The organism is Pseudomonas palleroniana, assembly GCF_003031675.1.
Lineage (GTDB): Bacteria > Pseudomonadota > Gammaproteobacteria > Pseudomonadales > Pseudomonadaceae > Aquipseudomonas > Aquipseudomonas palleroniana.
Window position 1 is genome coordinate 1 of the sequence record NZ_PYWX01000008.1, and the last position, 22,194, is coordinate 22,194.

Sequence of the window (22,194 nt, forward strand, 5' to 3'; positions counted from 1 at the left end):
GTATTTCAGGAGGACCGAGGTGCCTGGGTTTGGGGCGGCTGCGCCACCCAGCGCGGGACAAGCCCGCTCACTACAGATGATGTGTTCTACATCCCACATGGAGTCTCCATTCCCACAGTGAGTCCAAGTGCGGCTTATTTCTGCGAGCCGTCATCATGTTGCAGATTGGCCTGGGTGATGTTCGCCCCGGCCGGTACGTTGCGGGTCAGCCACACATTGCCGCCAATGGTCGAGCCCTTGCCGATGGTGATACGCCCCAGGATCGTCGCCCCGGCATAGATCACCACATCGTCCTCGACGATCGGATGACGCGGATGGCCCTTCTGCAATTGCCCATCCTCATCCGCCGGGAAGCGCTTGGCCCCCAGCGTCACCGCCTGGTAGATGCGCACACGCTCGCCAATGATCGCGGTCTCGCCGATCACCACCCCGGTCCCATGGTCGATAAAGAAACTCGGGCCGATCTGCGCGCCAGGGTGGATATCGATGCCGGTGGCCGAGTGGGCAATCTCGGCGCTGATGCGCGCCAGCAAAGGCAGGCCGGCGCGGTACAGATGGTGCGCCAGGCGGTGGTGAATCACCGCCAGGATGCCGGGGTAGCACAGCAGCACTTCGTCCACACTGCGTGCGGCCGGATCGCCGTGGTAAGCGGCCAGCACATCGGTGTCCAACAGGCTGCGCAGGGACGGCAAGGCCAGCGCGAAATTCTGGATCAACCGGATGGCCAGGGCGTCGACCTGGCTGTCATCCTGGCCGCCTTGGCGCGCGGCATAGCGCAGCTCCAGGCGGGCCTGGGCAAGCAAGGCATTGAGCGCGACGTCCAGGGTATGGCCAACGTAAAAATCTTCACTTTCCTCACGCAGATCCACCGGCCCCAGGCGCATGGGAAACAGCGCACCGCACAGCGCTTCGAGGATCTGCGCCACGGCGTCGCGGGAAGGTAATTCGCGGCCGCCATGCTCGCCGCTCAGCCGGCCATTGCGGGTGCGCCACTGGTCCCGGGCGCTTCGCAGCTGGCTGACGATGGTCTGCAATTGCCAATGACTGGAACGCTCACTCACGGTATTCACTCCTGACGTAATGGCGCTCACTTTACGGTATGCACCCTGGCCGCCCTTAAGAACCAATGGTGCGATGCTAAGAACCATCCGGCATAAGCGATTGACGGTTGCCCGTTGAAAAGTGCCTGCCTATAGTCGCCTCATTACTTAGCCACCGTGCGTAGCCATGATCAAACAACAGCTCGACCGCTTTAACCGTCTGGAACTGCTGGGCGGCGCCACTGCCCTGGAAAAACTCGAGCGGCTGTCGGCCTGGCTGGGCAGGGATATCTACGTCAAACGCGACGACACGACGCCCCTGGCCATGGGCGGCAACAAGCTGCGCAAGCTTGAATACCTCGCCGCCGATGCCATCGCCCAAGGCGCCGACACCCTGGTGACCGCCGGCGCCATCCAGTCCAACCACGTACGCCAGACCGCCGCTCTCGCCGCCAAACTGGGCCTGGGTTGCGTGGCCTTGCTGGAAAACCCGACCGGCACCGAAGACCCCAACTACCTGGGCAACGGCAACCGGCTATTGCTGGACCTGTTCGACGCCAAAGTCGAATTGGTGGAGAACCTCGACCACGCCGACGAACAGCTCGACGCCCTCGCCGAGCGCCTGCGCAGCAACGGCAAGAAGCCGTACCTGGTGCCCATTGGCGGCTCCAATGCCCTCGGCGCCCTGGGCTATGTACGCGCCGGGCTGGAACTGGCCGCGCAGATTGAAGACAGCGGCCTCCAGTTCGCCGCCGTGGTGCTGGCCTCCGGCAGCGCAGGCACCCACAGCGGCCTGGCCTTGGCGCTGAGTGAAGCCCTGCCGGATTTGCCGGTAGTCGGCGTCACCGTATCGCGCACCGACGAAGCCCAGCGCCCCAAAGTCCAGGGCCTGGCCGAACGCACTGCCGAGTTGCTCGGTGTGAGCCTTCCCGAAGCGTTCAAGGTCATTTTGTGGGACGAATACTTCGGCCCCCGTTATGGCGAACCGAACGCCGGCACCCTTTCAGCGGTCAAGCTATTGGCGAGCCAGGAAGGCCTGCTGCTGGACCCGGTCTACACTGGCAAGGCCATGGCAGGTTTGCTGGACGGCATCGGGCGTCAGCGCTTCGAGGACGGGCCGATCATTTTCCTGCATACCGGTGGGGCGCCGGCGTTGTTCGCCTACGACGCGGTGTTCAACTGAATAAACGCGGACCGAATGTGGGCTAAATGTGGGAGGGGGCTTGCTCCCGATAGCGGTATATCAGTGAAAAGTGAGCTGGCTGACATTGCGCTATCGGGAGCAAGCCCCCTCCCACATTTTAAAACAGCCTTATATTCGAAAAAAGAATATCAAATTAAATTTATATTATTTTCAAGTCTTAAAAACAGACTTTATAGTCGCGCCGCAGGCGAAGACGCGCACTGCGCTTTAAGGCACGATACGCCTACTGCGTCACCTGCTTCGCTCAACATAAAAACACAGGGGCTCTTCATGACTATTTCCGTATCGCGTCGCACGTTGCTGGTTGGCACTTTGGGTCTGGCGCTGGGCGCCGGTTGGATGGGCCAGGCGGTTGCCGGCGAGCAGTTGAACACCATCAAGAAAGCGGGCGAGATCAAGATCGGCCTGGAAGGCACCTACCCGCCGTTCAGCTTTGTCGATGAAAGCGGCAAGCTCAGCGGCTTCGAAGTCGAGCTGTCCGAAGCGCTGGCCAAGGAGCTGGGCGTCAAGGTCAAGCTGCAAGCCACCCCATGGGACGGTATCCTCGCCGCCCTGGAATCCAAGCGCCTTGACGCTGTGGTCAACCAAGTGACCATCTCCGAAGAGCGCAAGAAGAAGTACGACTTCTCCAAGCCCTACACCGTCTCCGGTATCCAGGCGCTGACCCTGAAGAAAAATGTCGACACCATCAAGAGCGCCGACGACCTGGCCGGCAAGAAAGTCGGTGTGGGCCTGGGCACCAACTACGAGCAATGGCTCAAGGACAACCAACCCAAAGCCATCATCAAGACCTACAACGATGACCCGACCAAGTTCCAGGACCTGCGCATCGGCCGTACCGATGCCATCCTGATCGACCGTCTGGCCGCCTTGGAATACGCCAAGAAAGCCACGGACACCGCCGCTGCCGGCCCTGCTTTCTCCCGTCAGGAAGCCGGTATCGCCCTGCGCAAAGGTGAGCCTGAATTGCTCGACGCCGTGAACAAGGCCCTCGACAAGCTGCGCGCCGACGGCACCTTGAAGAAGCTGTCCGAGAAGTACTTCAACGCTGACGTCACCGAATAATGGAAGCAGCTTTCCAACTCGCGCTGGACTCCGCGCCCTTTCTGCTCAAGGGCGCGTACTACACGGTGATTCTCAGCCTCGGCGGGATGTTTTTCGGCTTGCTGCTGGGCTTCGGCCTGGCCTTGATGCGCCTGTCGCGCTTCAAGCTGTTGAGCTGGACCGCCCGGGTCTATGTCTCGTTCTTTCGCGGCACGCCCTTGCTGGTACAACTGTTCCTGATCTACTACGGCTTGCCGCAAGTGGGCATCGAACTGGACCCGATCCCGGCGGCACTGATCGGCTTTTCGCTGAACATGGCCGCGTATGCCTGTGAAATCCTGCGTGCCGCCATCGCCTCCATCGAGCGCGGCCAATGGGAAGCGGCCGCCAGTATCGGCATGACCCGTGCACAGACGCTGCGCCGGGCCATTCTGCCGCAGGCCATGCGCACGGCGCTGCCACCGTTGGGCAACAGCTTTATTTCGCTGGTCAAGGACACGGCGCTGGCCGCCACCATCCAGGTGCCCGAGCTGTTTCGCCAGGCACAACTGGTGTCGGCGCGCACCTTCGAAATTTTCACCATGTACCTGTCCGCAGCCCTGATCTACTGGATACTGGCAAGCATCCTGGCGCATTTTCAAAATCGCCTGGAAGACCGGGTCAACCGGCATGACCTGGAGTCTTGAAGCATGATCGTGGTTGAAAAACTGACCAAACAATTCAAGGGTCAGGTGGTGCTCAACGGCATCGACCTTGAGGTCAAGGAAGGCGAAGTCGTCGCTATCATCGGCCCTAGCGGTTCCGGCAAGACCACCTTCCTGCGCTGCCTGAACTTCCTCGAAGAACCCACCAGCGGCCGCATCAAGGTCGGTGATATCGAGATCGACGGCAGCAAGCCGCTCAACCAGCAACAGGGCCTGGTGCGACGTTTGCGCCAGCACGTGGGTTTTGTGTTCCAGAACTTCAACCTGTTCCCCCACCGCACGGCGCTGGAAAACGTCATCGAAGGGCCGATAGTGGTCAAGAAGATGCCACGCGAAGCGGCGATCGAGTTGGGTCGCAAGCTATTGGCCAGGGTTGGCCTGGCGGGCAAGGAAGCGTCGTACCCCAGGCGCTTGTCCGGTGGCCAGCAGCAGCGCGTGGCGATTGCCCGTGCGCTGGCCATGGAGCCGGAGGTGATCCTGTTCGATGAACCCACCTCGGCCCTCGACCCGGAACTGGTGGGCGAAGTACTGGCGACTATCCGCAGCCTCGCCGAAGAAAACCGCACCATGGTGATCGTCACCCACGAAATGAGTTTTGCTCGGGACGTGGCCAATCGAGTGATCTTCTTCGACAAGGGCGTGATCGTGGAACAAGGTGAAGCCAAAGCGCTGTTTGCCAACCCTAAGGAGGAGCGGACCAGACAGTTCCTGAGTAAGTTTCTCGCCCACTGACACTGCAACACCTGTAGTGAGGGGGCTTGCCCCCCGCTGGAGTGCGCAGCGCTCCCAAAAATTTGGGGCCGCTACGCACTCCAGCGCGGGGCAAGCCCGCTCACTACAGGTCAGCGGAGCCTACAAAGACGGCTTGCATACAACGGCAAAACACCCCGCCGTCCGCCTCTTAAAATCCCTCCCCCGGTCAGCCCTTTCTGAATCTGCTCCACCCCGCCGTTTAGCCCTGTGCCGCCATTGACGCCTCCTGGCCAACCCTCTTATCTAGCGCCCAGAGGATTGGATCCTATCCCGGCTATTCACTGAATCGTTCCTTTCGGCACCCTGCGCGCAACCGCGTCATCGGTGCTGGAACGATTGCTGCTGGCTGCATCAAGGAGATTACTTATGACGCGCACTGCAACCCCGGCCATGCTCACCGCTCCGACCCTGCCCCAGGCGCAACGGCATGGCATCAATGCCCTCGCCGCCGCCCAATTGCAGGTGGACATCGCGCCCTACCCCGGGATGGAGGAAGGCGACCTGATCGAATTGTTCTGGAACAACTGCTTTACCGCCTCACGGCGCATCACCGCCTGCAAGGTGGGTACGCCGACACACCTGCGTGTTCCGGAAAGCTTTGTGCTGGATGGCCAGGCCCAGGTTCATTACCAAGTCATGCAAGTCGGCTACGGCCCGGCACGCTCTGCGATCACCCATGTACGGGTCAAGACCAACTACCCGGGCGGCCTGCCTTCGGCGCTGTTCAGCGACGAGAACCAAAACCTCGCCCCCGTCGGGCTGCCCGATACCATCCGCCGCTACGGCGTCAACCCAAGCCAGGTCCGGCGTGGCATCCCGCTGACCATCGAGCCTTACCTGAACATGGCCTGCGGCGACGCCATTACCCTGCGCTGGGGCGACATACGGATGGACCTGCCGAAAATCCAGGCCAAAGGCATCGGCCTGGCGGTGCAAGTCTGGGTGCCTTCAACCGTGATTGTCGAAGCGGGTGATGACAGCCGGCTGGAGGTGACCTACTGCATTCTCGACCGCGTGGGCAATAATTCACGCTGGGCCCCGAGCCGCACCTTGAACATTGCCGCCTGTGCCGCACCGGCGCCGGCCCGCCCGGCCAGGGCTGCGACGATCTATCAACCGCGTCACCCCGGCTCACCCTGCGAGCCTGGGTGACAGCCCTTCTATGCATATTCCTAAAAGTTAGTTTATTTAAAAAATAAAGGCGCTTAGGGTATATGCACCGGACCACCGGACATCTCTGATTTTTCTGTTTTTATTTCATTGAATGCGAGGTCGGTATGGTCAGAATTACCCCGGTGCATAACGCCAGGGCATTACGTGCAGCCAAGGAGCGGCGCTGATGTCTAATTTGGCTCTAACCCCCCTCCAGAGTGATCTGGACGTAGCCCCACTGTTGTTGCCGGCCACCGTGCTGCGCAGCGACGCCCAGGCGCTGGAGGCAGCCCACGAGTTGGCCGAGGCCGCACGCCTGCAGGCCGCCAAGCGCGACCGGCAGCGCCAGTTGCCATGGGCACAGATCGAACAGTTCACCCGCAGTGGGCTGGGCAGTATTTCCATTCCCCGCGAATACGGCGGCCCGCAGGTGTCATTCGTGACCCTGGCCGAGGTGTTCGCGATCATCAGCGCGGCGGACCCGGCCCTCGGGCAGATCCCGCAAAACCACTTCGGCATCCTGTATCTGTTGCAGGGCACCGCCACCGAGCGCCAAAAGAAGCAGCTGTTCCAAAGCGTGCTCGACGGCTGGCGCATCGGTAATGGCGGCCCGGAACGTGGCACCCGAAACACCCTGGAACTCAAGGCGCGCATCACCGCCGAGGGCGAGGGTTACGTCATCAGCGGCCAGAAGTTCTATTCCACCGGCGCATTGTTTGCCCATTGGGTCGCGATCAAAGCCCTGAACGAAGACGGCAAACAGGTCATGGCGTTCGTGCGCCGCGGCACCGAAGGGCTGCGTATCGTCGATGACTGGTCGGGCTTCGGCCAGCGCACCACCGCCAGCGGCACGGTGCTGCTGGACCGGGTGCCGGTGGACGCAGAACTGGTGGTCGACAACTGGCGCATCGGCGAGAAGCCGAATATCCAGGGCGCTGTTTCACAGTTGATCCAGGCCGCCATCGACGCCGGCATCGCCCGAGGGGCACTCGACGACACCCTGGCTTTCGTGCGCGAACGCTCACGCCCGTGGATCGATGCCAAGGTCGAGCGCGCCAGCGATGACCTGTACGTGATTGCCGATATCGGCAAGCTGAAAATCGAATTGCACGCCGCCGAAGCGCTGCTGCGCAAGGCCGGCAAGGTGCTGGATGAAGTGAGTGCCGCGCCGATCACCGCGCAATCGGCCGCCCGGGCTTCGATTGCCGTGGCCGAGGCGAAAGTGCTGACCACCGAAGTGTCGCTGCTGGTCAGCGAAAAACTCTTCGAACTGGCCGGCAGCCGCGCCACCCTCGCCGAATTCAACCTCGATCGCCACTGGCGCAATGCCCGGGTGCACACCCTGCATGACCCGGTGCGCTGGAAATATCACGCGATCGGCGCCTATCGATTGAACGGCACCTTGCCTGCTCGTCACTCCTGGATTTGACCGACCAGAACACTTTTTCCACGAGCTTCTGGAGAACACACATGACTGTCTCTACAAACGTCGCGGTTATCACCAGCGATGAACAAGCCCTTATTGTCGCCAGCGACCTGGCCGAAGACTTTCGCCGCGACAGCGCTCAGCGCGACCGTGAACGCCGCCTGCCCTTGCCCGAACTAGACGTGTTTTCCCGCTCCGGCCTGTGGGGCATCAGCGTACCCAAGGCCTATGGCGGCGCGGGTGTGTCCAACGTCACCCTGGCCAAGGTCATCGCGCTGATAGCCCAGGCGGACGCGTCACTGGGCCAGATTCCGCAGAACCATTTCTATGCGCTGGAAGTGCTGCGGGTGAACGGCAGCCCGGCCCAGCAAAAACGCCTGTACGCCGAGGTGCTGGCCGGCCAGCGGTTTGGCAACGCCCTGGCGGAATTGGGCACCAAGACCGCGCATGACCGCGTGACGAGCCTCACCCGCGACGGTGAAGGCTTTCGCATCAACGGACGCAAGTTCTACTCGACCGGCGCGATCTACGCCCAGCGCATTCCCACCTCGGTCGTGGATGAACACGGCGTACAGCAACTGGCGTTTGTCCCCCGCGACAGCGAAGGCCTGAGCGTGATTGATGACTGGAGCGGCTTCGGCCAGCGCACCACCGGCAGCGGTTCGGTGGTATTCGATAACGTGTGGGTCGCGGCGCAAGATGTGGTCGCGTTCCAGAGCGCCTTCGAACGCCCGACCACCGTCGGCCCGCTCGCGCAGATCCTGCATGCGGCCATCGACACCGGCATCGCCCGCGCCGCCTTCGAAGATGCATTGCACTTTGTGCGCACCAAGACCCGGCCGTGGATCGACTCCGGCAACGACAAGGCCAGCGAAGACCCGCTGACCCTGAAAAGCTTCGGCCACCTGAGCACCCGCCTGCACGCCGCCGAGGCCCTGCTGGAGCGCTCGGGTGAGTTTCTCGACCGCGCCCAGGCCGACAGCAATGCCCAGAGCGTTGCCGCCGCCTCCATCGCCGTCGCCGAAGTGCGGGCCTTGAGCACCGAGATTTCCCTGGCCGCCGGCAGCACGCTGTTCGAACTGGCCGGCAGCCAGGCCACACTGGCCGAGCATGGCCTCGACCGGCACTGGCGCAACGCCCGCGTGCACACCCTGCACGACCCGGTGCGCTGGAAGTATCACGCGGTGGGCAATTACTACCTCAATGATCAAAACCCGCCATTGCGGGGGACGATCTGATGCCCGCGCCTGAAACAGTGAAAAAGAAAATCCTGCTCAATGCCTTCAACATGAACTGCATCGGGCATATCAACCACGGCCTGTGGACGCATCCACGGGACAACTCGACCCAGTACAAAACCCTCGAGTACTGGACCGAACTGGCCAAGACCCTGGAACGCGGCCTGTTCGACGGTTTGTTCATCGCCGACATCGTCGGCGTGTACGACGTCTACCAGAACTCCATCGATGTGCCGCTCAAAGAGTCGATTCAGCTACCGGTCAACGACCCTCTGTTGCTGGTGTCGGCCATGGCCGCCGTGACGCACCATCTCGGCTTCGGCCTGACGGCCAACCTGACCTACGAGCCGCCGTACCTGTTCGCCCGACGCATGTCCACCCTCGACCACCTGAGCCGGGGCCGGGTGGGCTGGAACATCGTCACCGGCTACCTCGACAGCGCCGCCAAGGCCATGGGCCTCACCGAGCAGGCCGAGCATGACCGGCGCTACGACCAGGCCGACGAATACCTGGAGGTGCTCTACAAGCTCTGGGAAGGCAGTTGGGAAGATGACGCTGTGCTTAACGATCCGCAGGCGCGGGTGTATGCGCAGCCGGGCAAGGTGCACAAGGTCGAGCACCACGGCGAGTTTTATCAGGTAGAGGGTTATCACTTGTGCGAACCCTCGCCGCAGCGCACGCCGGTGCTGTTCCAGGCCGGCAGCTCCGAGCGTGGTTTGCTGTTCGCCGGGCGTCACGCCGAGTGTGTATTCATCAGCGGGCAGAACAAGCCGGCGACCAAGGCCCAGGTGGACAAGGTGCGCGCCAGCGCGGTCGAGGCCGGGCGCAACCCGGATGACATCAAGGTTTTCATGGGCCTGAACGTGATCGTTGGCGCCACCGAAGCGCAGGCCTGGGCCAAGCACGCCGAATACCTGAGCTACGCCAACGCGGAAGCCGGCGTGGCGCATTTCTCGGCGTCCACCGCGATTGATTTTGCCCAATACGAACTCGACGAACCGATCCAGTACGTGAAGAGCAATGCCATCCAGTCGGCGACCAAGAACCTGCAGAACAACGATTGGACCCGGCGCAGATTACTAGAGCAACACGCCCTGGGTGGCCGCTACATCACCCTGGTCGGCTCGCCGGAACAGGTCGCCGATGAACTGGAATCCTGGATCAGCGAAACCGGGCTGGATGGCTTCAACCTGACGCGCATTGTGACGCCGGAAAGCTATGTGGATTTCATTGATCTGGTGGTGCCGGAGTTGCAAAGGCGTGGGTCCTACAAAACCGCGTACGAGACTGGAACGCTAAGAGAAAAGGTGTTCCACGGCACGCCACGCTTACCCGAACAACACACAGGATCCACCTACCGACGTTGATCAGAAATGTGGGAGGGGGCTTGCCCCCGATAGCGGTGTGTCAGCCACCAGATTTATCAACCGAGCGACCGCAATCGGGAGCAAGCCCCCTCCCACACTGAGTCTCCATGGTTTGCACCCATACCTTATGACTGGAAACATCTTATGAAAAAAACACTGCTCACCCACCCAGTCAAAGCACTGGCCCTGGCCTTCGGCCTGTTCAGCGCGACCGTGTTCGCCGCCGATGCACCGCTGAAAATCGGCACCACCGCCGCCTTCGCGATTCCCCTCGAGGCCGCCGTGGCCGAAGCAGGCAAGCAGGGGCTGAAAGTCGAACTGGTCGAATTCACCGATTGGATCGCGCCCAACGTCAGCCTGGCTGCCGGTGATATCGACGTGAATTACTTCCAGCACATCCCGTTCCTGGAAAATGCCAAGGCCGCCGCCGGTTTTGACCTGGTGCCCTATGCGCCGGGCATCATCAACAACGTCGGCCTGTACTCGAAAAAGTACAAACGCTTCGATGACCTGCCCCAGGGCGCCAGCGTGGCCATCGCCAACGACCCGATCAACAGCGGGCGGGGCCTGCAGCTGCTGGCCAAGGCCGGGTTGATCACCCTCAAGCCGGGCGTGGGCTACAAGGCCACCGAAGAAGACATCATCGCCAACCCGAAAAAGATCAAGATCCTGCAAGTGGAAGCCGTGCAACTGGTGCGCGCCTATGACGACGCCGATCTGGTGCAGGGCTACCCGGCGTATATCCGCCTGTCCAAGACCTTCGATGCCGAATCGGCCTTGCTGTTCGACGGCCTCGACCACCCGGAATACGTGATCCAGTTTGTGATCCAGCCGAAAAGCAAAACCGATCCACGGGTGATCAAATTCGTCGACATCTACCAACATTCGCCGGTCGTGCGCGCCGCCCTGGATAAATCCCTCGGCAAGCTCTACCAAGTCGGCTGGGAAGGCTGAAGATGACCGCCGCCAACCGCCAGCTGCGCGACCTGGGCACACCGCCCAGGGATGCCAGCCAGACCGTACTGCACCCCGACCTGAACCGCGCCCATGTGCGTTTTATCAACCTGGGCAAAACCTATGACGGCAGCGTGCATGCCCTGCAAGGTATCGACCTGGCCATCCAGCGCGGCGAAGTGTTCGGCATCATCGGCCGCAGCGGCGCCGGTAAATCTTCGTTGATCCGCACCATCAACCGCCTGGAGCAACCCAGCAGCGGGCGCGTGCTGATCGATCAGGTGGACATCGGCGGGCACGACGAAGACCACCTGGTGGCGCTGCGGCGGCGCATCGGCATGATCTTCCAGCACTTCAATTTGATGTCGGCCAAGACCGTCTGGCAGAACGTCGAGTTGCCGCTCAAGGTGGCCGGCATCCCCAAGCCGCAGCGTGAGCAAAAGGTCCGCGAGCTGCTGGAACTGGTGGGCCTCAAGGACAAACACCACAGCTACCCGGCGCAACTGTCCGGTGGGCAAAAACAGCGCGTGGGCATCGCCCGTTCATTGGTGCACGACCCCGAGATTCTGCTGTGCGACGAAGCCACCTCGGCCCTCGACCCGGAGACCACCCAATCGATTCTCGGTCTGCTGCGCGAGATCAACCAGCGCCTGGGCCTGACCATTGTGTTGATCACCCATGAGATGGCGGTGATCCGCGAGATCTGCGACCGCGTGGTCGTGCTGGAACACGGGCGCATCGTCGAACAAGGCCCGGTGTGGCAAGTGTTCGGCAAGCCGCAGCACGAGGTCAGCAAAACCCTGTTGGCGCCGCTGCAACACGGGCTGCCGCAAGAACTGCAGGATCGTTTGCAAGCCACCCAGGCCTCGGCTGACGCTGCACTGGTGTTGCGCTTGCAGTTCACCGGCAGCGCCCACGATGAACCCGACCTGGCCGCGCTGTTTGGCGCTCTCGGCGGGCGTGTGCGCTTGCTGCAAGGCGGCGTGGAACGTATTCAAGGGCATGCCCTGGGGCAACTGCTGCTGGCGGTGAGTGGCTCGCCCCACAACGCTGCCGAGCTGCGCCAGCGTGCAGGGAACTGGGCGCAACAGGTGGAGGTGCTGGGTTATGTGGTTTGATCGTTTGTTGCAGGGCGCCATCGACACCTTGTTGATGGTGGGAGTGTCATCGTTGATCGCCTTGCTGGTGGGGATTCCGCTGGCGGTATTCCTGGTCACCAGCGACAAGGGCGGAATCTACCAGGCACCGGCGTTGAACCGCGTGCTGGGCGCGTTCGTCAATCTGTTCCGCTCTATTCCATTTCTGATTCTGATGGTGGCGTTGATCCCGTTCACCCGGCTGATTGTCGGCACCACCTATGGCGTGTGGGCGGCCGTGGTGCCACTGACCATCGCCGCCACGCCGTTCTTTGCGCGCATCGCCGAGGTGAGCCTGCGCGAGGTCGACCACGGCTTGATCGAAGCCGCCCAGGCCATGGGCTGCCGGCGCTGGCACATCATCTGGCACGTGCTGTTGCCCGAGGCACTGCCGGGGATTGTCGGCGGGTTCACCATCACCCTGGTGACCATGATCAACTCGTCCGCCATGGCCGGGGCGATTGGCGCAGGGGGCTTGGGGGATATTGCGTACCGCTATGGCTATCAGCGCTTTGACACGCAGATCATGCTGACGGTGATCGTGTTGCTGGTAGTGCTGGTGGCAGTGATTCAATTGGGTGGAGATCGACTGGCGCGGGTACTCAACAAACGGTGAGGTATAGTCGGCATATCCCAGCATTCGGTATTGCCTGTCATGATCCTCAAGCCCGACGACCTCGACCAGATTACCTCCACCACACTCGGCCACTACAACAAGGTGGCCGAAGACTTCCGCGAAGGCACCCGCGATCACGATGTCAGCCAGAACATCGATGCCTTGCTACGGCATATCCAGGGCACGGCGCCGTTTACCGTACTGGATTTCGGCTGCGGGCCGGGGCGGGATCTGCAGACCTTCACGCGCTTGGGCCATATCGCCGTAGGGCTCGATGGCTCCGAGCGGTTTGCGCAGATGGCGCGGCAAGACAGCGGCTGTGAGGTATTGCAGCAGGACTTCCTCAAGCTGGATCTGCCCGCCGAACGCTTCGATGGGATCTTTGCCAATGCCGTGCTGTTCCATATTCCCAAGCAGGAACTGCCCCGTGTGCTCAAGCAGCTGCATGCCGCGCTGAAGCCGGCGGGCGTGCTGTTCAGCTCCAACCCTCGGGGTGAAAACCAGGAGGGCTGGAATGGGCCACGGTATGGGTCTTATCACGACCTGGAGGCATGGCAGGCATTGCTGACGGCGGCGGGTTTTGTGGAGCTGGAGCATTACTACCGGCCGACGGGGTTGCCTCGGGAGCAGCAGCCTTGGTTGGCGAGTGTGTGGCGCAAGCGATAGATTTTTGTTGCCGGATCTGACGCTATCGGGAGCAAGCCCCCTCCCACATTTAGATTTGTGAACACAGCCAAGTGTGGGAGGGGGCTTGCTCCCGATGGCCTCACAGGCGGCCCTGATCCACCTGATACACCACCGGTTTTTCGCCCGCCACCAGCGCCGTCACACTGCGCCCCGCATACCCGTCCTTTTCCTCGGCGGCAAAGTTGGCCACCAACCGTGTCCCATCCGCAAAGGTGGTCTGCTGCACCTGCCGGTCCGCCGTCAGCCAGCGGAAATCCGTCAGGGCCTGAGTCGCCAGGCGCTGATGCAATGGCCGAAAAAACCGATCCTGACGCACCATCACCGGCAACCGCTGTTTAACCGTCGAGGCGCTCAGGTGATACAGCGGCGGCACGTTGTAGAGCAGTTGGGTGAGCTCGTTCTCAGCCCTGACATTGCTCAGTTTCAGGCTGTCGAACAGCCAGTGATGGGTAGTGATCACCGAGCCGTGGAATACCGCCTGATACAACGGCAGGCGCATGCTCGGCGCGAAATATACGGTGCGCAACGGCTCGTTGAGCGGCACTGGTTTAAAGAACACCGTCGGTTCTTCCGGTGGATACCAGTTGCCCACGTAATAGGGCGACTGTTTGTCCTGGGTCATCTGGCGGTCCCCCCAACCGATCACCGGCGTCTGCATGCCATGGGCGAACAGGATGCCCTGTGCGGTAATGGCATTGCCGTCTTCGGAGCCGGCAGGCAGTTTGAGCACCGTGTTGAGCCAGCGTGAGGCGTCGATATTGCCTTCGGCATTTTGCGCCTGGGTCATCGTGGCGCCATCGCGGTAGCTGTCGAAGACCATGCTGGTGGCATAGGCGTCGAGGAACCAGGCATTGAACCCGGCCTTGGCCTGGATGGCCTTCACGCGGGCTTCCAGCAAAGGCCGTACGCAGCGCGGGTCGGTGTAATGGCCGGATTGCTGGAAGCCGGTTTTCAGTTTGCCGCTTTTCAACACAATCGCGCAGTCGCGGTAGGCCTTGCTGCCCAAATGGGCGGTGGTCCAGTCCGGGTTTTCCGTGGCTGACAAGGCGGTTTCATAGGAGTCGTACGGCGCCATCAGGTAACCGGCGTCGACGCCGGCACGCATCGTTTCAGGATGCCAGAGCCCGCCTTCCCAGCCTTCGCCGAGGGTCAGCAACACGCGTTGCAGCCCGGCGTCGCGCAGCGCACGGACGGTCTGGTTGCCCCAGGTTTCAGGGTGGTCGCGCAAGGCGCCGGCAAACGCCACGGCCAGCTCGTTGCGCAGCTCGCCATAGCGGGCGGCGAGTCGGGTCATATCGGGTGCATCCACCTGCCAGCTCTGCCGGGCCTTTCTGTTGATCGCCGCATTGAGGCCGCGCAACAGCACGGTTTGCTCATAGCGATTCAATGCCGTGGTTTGCGCCAGCACCTGGGTGGATTCCCTGTCCAACAAACCCTTGAGCTCATGAGCGCGCAGGCGCTTGAGCAACAGCGGCCAGTCGCGCACATCCTGCGCGGCCAGCAGGTCATTGCCCCACAGGTAGACATGGCTGGCGCCCAGCAGCTTTTGCGCCTCGGGCGTGTGCCGCAGTTTGTCCGCCAACGGCTCATAGCGCCCCTGCTCCACCAGCCATTGGCGGTAGCGCTTGGCACCGGCCAGGGGGTCGGCGTCGCCCAGGTGCAATAACAGGGTCATCGGTGCCGAGGGCTCGAGCGCAGTGAATTCATGGGCCAGGGACAATGCCATGCCCTGCTGCCATTGCAGGCGGTTGTTATAGGGGTTGGTCAGCAGCCAGTTCAAGGTGAAGCCGCCGTGATCCGTGCCCCACAGCGGCAAGCTCAAGTCCTGGGTGGTATTGATCTCACCCTGTTGCAGCAGGAAAGCACTCCATACGGGATCGGCGGCGGGTACGTAGTGCCCTTCAGCCAATGGCCATATCAAGCCCTTGCCGAGGGCACTGGACGGTTGTTGAAGGATCGGCAAGAGACCGGCGTCCCGTGCCCGGATGGACAACGCCAGGTCGCGTTGTTCGAGCGTGGCGCTCACCTGAAAGGCGCCCGCATCCCACTGCCAACTGGCTTGCTGGCCATTGTGTGAAAGTTGACTGACGGCGTGGGCGGCCACGCCGCTGGAGGCCTGCACCGGCGGCTGGCCGCTGGGTGTGACGCGGATGGCCAGGGTGGCCGGGTCGAGTTCGACCCGCCACAGGGAATTTTCCAATACCGTGCCGGCAAAGGCGACGGGGGCCAGCAACAGGGTGCACATCAACAGCACGTGGCGCAGGGCATGACTCATGTTCAGGTCTGTTCTGGTTTGGGCTCCCGGATCTTGTACCAAGCCACATACAGCGCAGGCAAAAACAAAAGTGTTAACAATGTTGCGATGATGATCCCGCCGATCATCGCGTAGGCCATCGGCCCCCAGAACACTTCACGCGCAATCGGGATCATGCCCAGGCTCGCCGCCGCCGCCGTGAGCAAGATCGGCCGGCGTCGATGTTCGGTGGCTTCCACCACGGCATCCCAGGGCGTATAGCCCGCCAGTTCATACTCGTCGATCTGGGTCACCAGAATCACCGAGTTGCGGATGATGATGCCGATCAGCGCCAGGATCCCCAGGATCGCCACGAACCCCATGGGCGTACCCGTAGGAATCAACGCCAGCACCACGCCGATCAACCCCAGCGGCGCGACACTGGCCACCAGGAACATCTTCTGCACGCTGTGCAGCTGGATCATCAGGAAAGTCGCCATCAGGAACAGCATCAGCGGCACCACCTTGGCGATCGGGCCTTGGGCCTTGCCGCTTTCTTCGACGGTGCCGCCGGTGGCGACCTTGTAGCCCACCGGCAACCCGGCGCTGAATTTCTCGATGGTCGGCGCCAACTGTTTGACCAGGTCGGTGGGTTGTATCTCATCGCGCACCGAAGCCTTGACGGTAATGGTCGGTTTGCGGTCGCGGCGCCACACCAGCGGCTGCTCCAGCTCATAGCGCACGGTGGCGAACGCCAGCAGCGGAATCGAGGTGCCGTTGGGTGTGACGATCTGCAGGTTCTGCAGGGTTTCCGGCGTGCCACGCTCGGCATCTTCGGCGCGGCCGACCACGTTGATCAGGTAGATATCATCGTGCACCTGAGTCACCGAGGCGCCGCTGACCACGCTGTTCATCAACTGCGCCACGTCTTCCGACGACAGCCCGAGTTGCCGCGCCTTGTCCTGGGCGATGTCCACGCGCAACACTTTGCCCGGCTCGTTCCAGTCGTAGATGATCTCGCCCAGGTGGCTGTTCTGGTCGAGCAAAGTGGCCAGTTCGATAGCGTGCTTGCGCACCTGGTCGGTGTCTTTGCCGGACACGCGATACTGAATCGGCCGTCCTACCGGCGGGCCCATTTCCAGCGGCTGCACATAGCTGCCGATGCCGACGAAGTCATCGCGCAGACGCTTTTGCAGGCGCGCAATCAAGGCTCCACGCTCTTCCAGGCCTTTGCTCACGATCACCAACTGCGCGTAGTAGGGGTTTTCCAGTTGCTGGTCGAGGGGCAGGTAGAAACGAATCGCGCCCTGGCCGATATAGGTGCTCCAGCGTTGGATGTCCGGGTCATCCTTGATGATCGCTTCAAGGCGGTCGACGGCCTTGCGGGTCTCATTGATCGAGGCGTTCTGCGGCAGGTTGAGGTCGACGAGAATTTCCGGGCGGTCCGACGACGGAAAGAACTGGTTCTGCACAAACTGCATCGAGAACACCGACGCCACAAACAGCGCCACCGTGATACCGATCGCCCACCAGCGGTTGCGCATGGCCCACAACATGCCGCCATTGAAAGCGCGGCCGATCCGTCCTGGCTCGGCGTTGTGCGGCTTCACATTGGCACTGAGGATATGCACACCGATAACCGGCGCAAACAGCACCGCCACCACCCATGACACCAGCATGGCCACGGCGATTACCGCGAACAGGGTAAAGGTGTACTCGCCCGCCGAACTGGCGTTGAGGCCAATCGGCACGAAGCCTGCGACGGTCACCAGCGTGCCCGTGAGCATCGGGAACGCGGTGGAGGTGTAGGCGTAGGTGGCCGCCTGCTCCTTGGTTTCACCTTTTTCCAGGCGCGTGATCATCATTTCCACGGTGATCATCGCATCGTCCACCAACAGCCCGAGCGCGATGATCAAGGCACCCAACGACACCCGTTGCATGGTGATACCGCTGTATTCCATAAACACGAACACCAGCGCCAGCACTAACGGGATCGAGCACGCCACCACCAGCCCGGCGCGCATGCCGAGGCTGATAAAACTCACCACCAGGACGATGACCACCGCCTCGAACAACGCACTGGTGAAACCGCCCACGGCCTCCTCCACCACTTCGGCCTGATCGGAGACCTTATGCACGCCGACGCCCACCGGCAGGTCGGCAGTCAGCTCATCCATGCGTTCATGCAACGCCTTGCCGAAGGACTGGATGTTGCCACCCTTCTGCATGGCAATCGCCAAGCCGATGGCCGGCTTGCCATTGAACCGGAACATCGGCCGCGCCGGGTCGACGTAGCCACGGCTGATGTCGGCGATATCCGCCAGGCGATAGAAGCGGTCATTGAGCCGAAGGTTGACGTTGGCCAGATCTTTTTCCGAGGCGAACTGCCCCGAGGTGCGCACGGAAATCCGCTCCGGCCCGGCTTCGATCACCCCGGCAGGCGTCACCGCGTTCTGTGATTGCAGGCTTTGCACCACTTGGCGTTGGTCGATACCCAGCGCTGCGAGTTTGCGCGTGGAGAAGTTCAGGTAAATCACTTCGTCCTGCTGGCCGATCATCTCGACCTTGCCCAGGCCCGGCACCGAACGAATCTCGGCACGCACCTGTTCGACGTAGTCGCGCAACTGGCGCATCGACAGGCCGTCGCCGGTAAAGGCATACACCGAACCGAACACATCGCCGAACTCATCGTTGAACGATGGGCCTTGCAACCCCTGGGGGAAGGTGCCGCGAATGTCGTCGATCTTCTTGCGCACCTGATACCAGATATCGGGGATGGCGTTGGCGCTGGTGGTGTCCTTGAGGAACACGAACACCGTGGACTCACCCGGGCGCGTGTAGCTTTTCACGTAGTCGAGGGAATCGAGTTCTTCGAGCTTCTTCTCAATGCGGTCGGTGACCTGCTTGAGCGTTTCTTCCTGGGTCGCGCCCGGCCAACGGGTCTGGATCACCATGGTCTTGATGGTGAACGAGGGGTCTTCCTCGCGGCCCAGGTTCATGTACGAGAACACGCCCATCAGCAGTGCGACGAACATCAGGTACCAGACGAAGGACTGATGCTTGAGGGCCCAGTCGGATAAGTTGAAGCTCCCTTTCATCGCGGGCTGTCCTCATCGATTTTGACTTTCTGCCCGGGTTTCAGGCTGTTCACGCCAGCGGTGACAATGCGTTCGCCGGGTGTGACCCCGCCATTGAGCAAGGCGCTGTCGGCGTCACGGCTGAGCACCGTGACGTCACGCGGCTGCACCGTCTGGCTCTGGGTGTCGAGCAGCCAGAGGCGGGTCTTGCCGTCGACCTCCTGCAAGGCACTCAGCGGCACTTCGATACGCGGCGCAATGGCGGTGCTCAAGGTCACGCTGATTGCCGTACCGAGGCGAAACGCGGGCGGGGTCTCGGCCAATGTCAGGCGCGCACGCCGGGTGCGCGTGGCGCTTTGGGCCTGAGGTTCGATCTCACGCACAGTGGCGGTGGTCTGTACGCTGGGGTCAAGCTGCCCGGCAACCACGAACACCCCATCGGCGGGCAGCCGCTCGGCAAGGCCGGCAGGCAGATCGATCACGGCTTCCTTGATATCCGGACGGGCCAGGGTCACCACTTGCTGGCCGGCACTCACCACCTGGCCGGCTTCGGCATTCCAGGCGGTGACAATACCGGCATGATCGGTGCGCAGCTCAGCATAGTTGAGCTGATCCTTGGCCTGGTTGACCGACGCGCGCGCCTGGTCGAGGGACGCCTGGGTGGTTTTCAGGTCGGTCTGGGCCGCGTCGAGCTGGGCCTGGGCGCCCACCCCACGATTGAACAACTCTTGCTGGCGACGCGCATTGGCCTGGGCGTTGATGAACTGCGCCTGCACCCGAGCCAGGTCACCCTGGGCCGCACGCAGTTGGTTTTGTTGATCGGTGGGGTCGAGCACGGCAAGCAGAGCGCCCTGCTCCACTTCGGCGCCCACATCCACCGCGCGCCGTGCGATACGCCCGGGCACACGGAACCCCAGGTTGCTCTCATAGCGAGCCTGGATGGTGCCGGCAAAGCGGCCGAGGTTTTCCTGATCCTCGGCCTTCACTTGCATGGACAGCACCGGGCGTACAGGCTCGGGCGGCGCCTCCTCCTTGGAGCAGGCCGCCAGCAACAGGCCGGCGGCGAGTAAAGCCGTCATGCGCTTCATGGCTGGGCTCCTTGCTGGGCGATCTCGACCAGCATGCCGGGGTGCAGCAATTGCCCACCGGCTACCACGACTTTTTCGCCGCCTTTGAGGCCGTCGCCGATGATCACTTTGCCGGTGAGGTAACGCGCCACGCTGACTTTGTGCAGTTGCGCCTTGCCGTCAGCGTCGATCAGCCAAACAGCAGGCTCGTTGAGGTCTTTGGTCAACGCCGACCACGGCAATTCGATACTGGCCTTGGCCGGGCCATTGGCGGTGGCGCTCACTACCGAGCCTAACTCCATGCCCTTGGGCAGGTTCTGCAGGGCAATCTTGACCTGGACGGTGCCGGTATTCGCGGCCACGGCCGGGGTCACTTCACGCACCTTGCCCACGGCCTTGATGCTGGGGTTATCCAGCAGGCTGACGGTGATCGGAGCCTCCGGCGGCGGTTCCACCAGCAGGGATTCGTAAACGTTGAACACCGCGTCGCGCTCGCCGTCCCGGGCCAGGCTGAAGATCGGTACGGTGGCCTGTACCACTTGGCCAACTTCGGCCTGGCGCGCGGTGATCACGCCAGGGGCGTCGGCGACCAACGCGGTGTAGCCGAGTTGTTCGCGGGCATTGGCCAATTGAGCCTGGGCCGCGGTCAGCGCGCTTTGGCTGCTGCGCAGCGCGGCCTGGGCGGCGTCGTATTCACTGCGGCTGGTATAGCCCTTGGGCAGCAGCTTTTCCTGACGCACAAAGGCGGCGGCCGTCTGCTTGACCCGGGCCTGCTCCGCCACGACCTGGGCCTGCGCGGAGTCGACGTTGGTCTGCAAGTCCTTGGGGTCGAGCTTGGCCAGCACTTGCCTGGCGCTCACGCGGTCACCCACATCCACCATCCGCTGGATGATCTTGCCCCCCACGCGAAAGGACAGGTCGGTTTGCACCCGGGCCTGGATATCGCCGGTGAGCGTGACGGCTGCGGCAAATTCCGCCGGCTGCACGGTCTGCACGAAGACCCTGGAATGTTGCTTGGGTTCGGCCTTTTCCTCGCCACAGCCGCTCAATAGCGTCAGTAGGCCCAAGCCGATGATACAGGTGGAAATACGACCGCCCATGCAGGCTCCTTTTGCGTGATGCCGACTTGCCAGAGTGTATGCGACTGTGAGCTTAGTTGAGGGTTCCTTATCTGCATGGAGGCTCCCATACTCCAATGGTTCCCCTACCGGTTACTGACCCATGCTGAAAACCCTCGCCGTCGCCAATTACCGTTCGATCAATAAATTGGTGGTGCCCCTGGACCGGCTCAACCTGATCACCGGCCCCAATGGCAGCGGCAAGTCCAACCTGTACCGCGCCCTGCGCCTGCTGGCGGAAACCGCCCAGGGCGGGGTGATCAACGCACTGGCCCGCGAGGGCGGGTTGGACTCGACGTTCTGGGCCGGGCCGGAAAACATCAGCCGGCGCATGCGCAACGGCGAGGTACCGATTGAATCCACCGTGCGCCAAGGCGTGAAGCGCCTGCGCCTGGGCTTTGCCGGGGAGGACTTCAGTTACGCCATCTCGCTGGGGCTGCCTGAGCCGACAACGTCGTTATTTTCCCTCGACCCGCAGGTCAAGAAGGAATGCATCTGGGCCGGCCCTCTCTATCGCCCGGCCAGCCTGCTGGTGCAGCGTTCCGGCCCCATGGTGCGCGCGCGGGACGGCCGCTCCTGGGACGTACTGGCCCAACATACGCCCAACTACCACAGCCTGTTCGATCAGGTCGGCAGCCTGCGTGGCTCGCCGGAGGTGCTGTTGCTGCGCGAGAGCATTCGTGGCTGGCGCTTCTATGATCACTTTCGCAGCGACGTGGACGCCCCCGTGCGCCAACCGCAATTAGGCACCCGCACGCCCGTGCTGCACCACGATGGTCGGGACTTGGCGGCGGCCTTGCAGACCATCCGCGAAATTGGCGACCCCGAGGCGTTGCAGCGTGCTGTCAGCGATGCCTTCCCCGGTGCACGCTTGAATATCCAGCCGTTGCAGGGCGGGCGCTTTGCCATCGAGTTTTATCAGGAAGGGTTGCTGCGGCCGTTGTCGGCGGCGGAGCTGTCGGACGGGACCTTGCGTTACCTGCTGCTGATCGCGGCGCTGCTGACGCCACGGCCGCCGATCATGATGGTGCTCAACGAACCGGAAACCAGCCTGCACCCGGATTTGTTGCCGGCGTTGGCCCGCTTGATCATCCAGGCGTCCCGGCAGTGTCAGGTGTGGGTGGTGTCCCATGCCAGCCGCTTGATTGCAGCGTTGCAGCAGGATGAGGGGTGCAACTCGATTGTGCTGGAGAAGGTGTTGGGGGAAACCCAGATCGTCGGGCAGGGGATGCTGGATGCGCCGGCCTGGCATTGGCCGGAGTAGGTATATCCCCTGTAGGAGCGAGCTTGTCGTGGCGAGGGAGCTTGCTCCCGCTGGGCTGCGAAGCGGCCCCAAACCGTGCGATCGATATGTGTCAGATACACTTCGTCAACCGGT

Annotated in this window: 18 protein-coding genes; 13 read left to right on the forward strand and 5 right to left on the reverse strand. The window is 62.3% G+C overall.

Annotated elements, in window-relative coordinates; genetic code table 11:
- Positions 1–134: 134 nt before the first annotated feature.
- Positions 135–1,061 (reverse strand): serine O-acetyltransferase EpsC, encoded by a 927-nt coding sequence (gene epsC / locus C9383_RS02315; protein WP_090367513.1) that lies wholly within the window; start codon positions 1,059–1,061, stop codon positions 135–137.
- Positions 1,062–1,227: 166 nt separating this feature from the next.
- Here epsC and C9383_RS02320 point away from each other — a divergent pair, with 166 nt between their 5' ends.
- From C9383_RS02320 to C9383_RS02375, 12 genes are all read left to right on the forward strand, one after another.
- Positions 1,228–2,223: a D-cysteine desulfhydrase gene (locus tag C9383_RS02320; protein WP_090367515.1), complete on the forward strand. Its 996-nt coding sequence runs from the start codon at positions 1,228–1,230 to the stop codon at positions 2,221–2,223.
- Positions 2,224–2,514: 291 nt separating this feature from the next.
- Positions 2,515–3,309 carry a cystine ABC transporter substrate-binding protein gene (gene tcyJ / locus C9383_RS02325; protein WP_090367517.1) on the forward strand — a complete coding sequence of 265 codons (795 nt, stop codon included), beginning with the start codon at positions 2,515–2,517 and terminating at the stop codon, positions 3,307–3,309.
- Complete coding sequence (tcyL, locus tag C9383_RS02330; protein WP_090367519.1) at positions 3,309–3,974, forward strand: cystine ABC transporter permease; 666 nt, start codon at positions 3,309–3,311, stop codon at positions 3,972–3,974. The genes tcyJ and tcyL overlap by 1 nt, the downstream gene beginning before the upstream one ends.
- Before the next feature lie 3 nt (positions 3,975–3,977).
- A complete protein-coding gene (tcyN, locus tag C9383_RS02335) occupies positions 3,978–4,724 on the forward strand; it encodes an L-cystine ABC transporter ATP-binding protein TcyN (RefSeq protein WP_090367521.1) in 747 nt (248 codons plus the stop codon).
- A 387-nt stretch (positions 4,725–5,111) separates the two neighbouring features.
- Positions 5,112–5,897: a hypothetical protein gene (locus C9383_RS02340; RefSeq protein ID WP_090367523.1), complete on the forward strand. Its 786-nt coding sequence runs from the start codon at positions 5,112–5,114 to the stop codon at positions 5,895–5,897.
- 187 nt (positions 5,898–6,084) lie between these two features.
- Positions 6,085–7,326, forward strand: coding sequence for an SfnB family sulfur acquisition oxidoreductase (locus C9383_RS02345; RefSeq protein ID WP_090367525.1), 1,242 nt, complete (start codon positions 6,085–6,087; stop codon positions 7,324–7,326).
- Positions 7,327–7,367: 41 nt separating this feature from the next.
- Positions 7,368–8,561, forward strand: a complete 1,194-nt coding sequence (locus tag C9383_RS02350; protein WP_090367527.1) for an SfnB family sulfur acquisition oxidoreductase — start codon at positions 7,368–7,370, stop codon at positions 8,559–8,561.
- Positions 8,561–9,928, forward strand: coding sequence for an LLM class flavin-dependent oxidoreductase (locus tag C9383_RS02355; RefSeq protein WP_090367529.1), 1,368 nt, complete (start codon positions 8,561–8,563; stop codon positions 9,926–9,928). The genes C9383_RS02350 and C9383_RS02355 overlap by 1 nt, the downstream gene beginning before the upstream one ends.
- 144 nt (positions 9,929–10,072) lie before the next feature.
- Positions 10,073–10,882: a MetQ/NlpA family ABC transporter substrate-binding protein gene (locus tag C9383_RS02360; protein WP_090367531.1), complete on the forward strand. Its 810-nt coding sequence runs from the start codon at positions 10,073–10,075 to the stop codon at positions 10,880–10,882.
- Positions 10,883–10,884: 2 nt separating this feature from the next.
- Positions 10,885–12,000 carry a methionine ABC transporter ATP-binding protein gene (locus tag C9383_RS02365; RefSeq protein ID WP_090367533.1) on the forward strand — a complete coding sequence of 372 codons (1,116 nt, stop codon included), beginning with the start codon at positions 10,885–10,887 and terminating at the stop codon, positions 11,998–12,000.
- The gene (locus tag C9383_RS02370; protein ID WP_056858169.1) at positions 11,990–12,634 is read left to right on the forward strand and encodes a methionine ABC transporter permease; all 645 of its coding nucleotides are present in this window, start codon (positions 11,990–11,992) and stop codon (positions 12,632–12,634) included. The genes C9383_RS02365 and C9383_RS02370 overlap by 11 nt, the downstream gene beginning before the upstream one ends.
- 39 nt (positions 12,635–12,673) lie before the next feature.
- Complete coding sequence (locus C9383_RS02375; protein WP_090367535.1) at positions 12,674–13,300, forward strand: class I SAM-dependent methyltransferase; 627 nt, start codon at positions 12,674–12,676, stop codon at positions 13,298–13,300.
- Positions 13,301–13,400: 100 nt separating this feature from the next.
- Here the strand turns inward: C9383_RS02375 and C9383_RS02380 are convergent, their stop codons facing one another.
- The 4 genes from C9383_RS02380 to C9383_RS02395 are packed head-to-tail and all read right to left on the reverse strand — an operon-like array spanning position 13,401 to position 20,798.
- Positions 13,401–15,596, reverse strand: a complete 2,196-nt coding sequence (locus C9383_RS02380; protein ID WP_090367537.1) for a glycoside hydrolase — start codon at positions 15,594–15,596, stop codon at positions 13,401–13,403.
- A gap of 2 nt (positions 15,597–15,598) precedes the next feature.
- Positions 15,599–18,652: an efflux RND transporter permease subunit gene (locus tag C9383_RS02385; protein WP_090367539.1), complete on the reverse strand. Its 3,054-nt coding sequence runs from the start codon at positions 18,650–18,652 to the stop codon at positions 15,599–15,601.
- On the reverse strand, positions 18,649–19,719 hold the full coding sequence (locus tag C9383_RS02390) for an efflux RND transporter periplasmic adaptor subunit (RefSeq protein WP_090367541.1): 1,071 nt from the start codon (positions 19,717–19,719) through the stop codon (positions 18,649–18,651). Before C9383_RS02390 ends, C9383_RS02385 begins: the two co-directional genes overlap by 4 nt.
- Entirely contained in the window at positions 19,716–20,798 is a 1,083-nt protein-coding gene (locus C9383_RS02395) for an efflux RND transporter periplasmic adaptor subunit (protein ID WP_090367544.1), read from the reverse strand. The genes C9383_RS02390 and C9383_RS02395 overlap by 4 nt, the downstream gene beginning before the upstream one ends.
- 121 nt (positions 20,799–20,919) lie before the next feature.
- Here C9383_RS02395 and C9383_RS02400 point away from each other — a divergent pair, with 121 nt between their 5' ends.
- Positions 20,920–22,080 (forward strand): AAA family ATPase, encoded by a 1,161-nt coding sequence (locus tag C9383_RS02400; RefSeq protein WP_090367546.1) that lies wholly within the window; start codon positions 20,920–20,922, stop codon positions 22,078–22,080.
- The last annotated feature ends 114 nt before the right edge of the window (positions 22,081–22,194 follow it).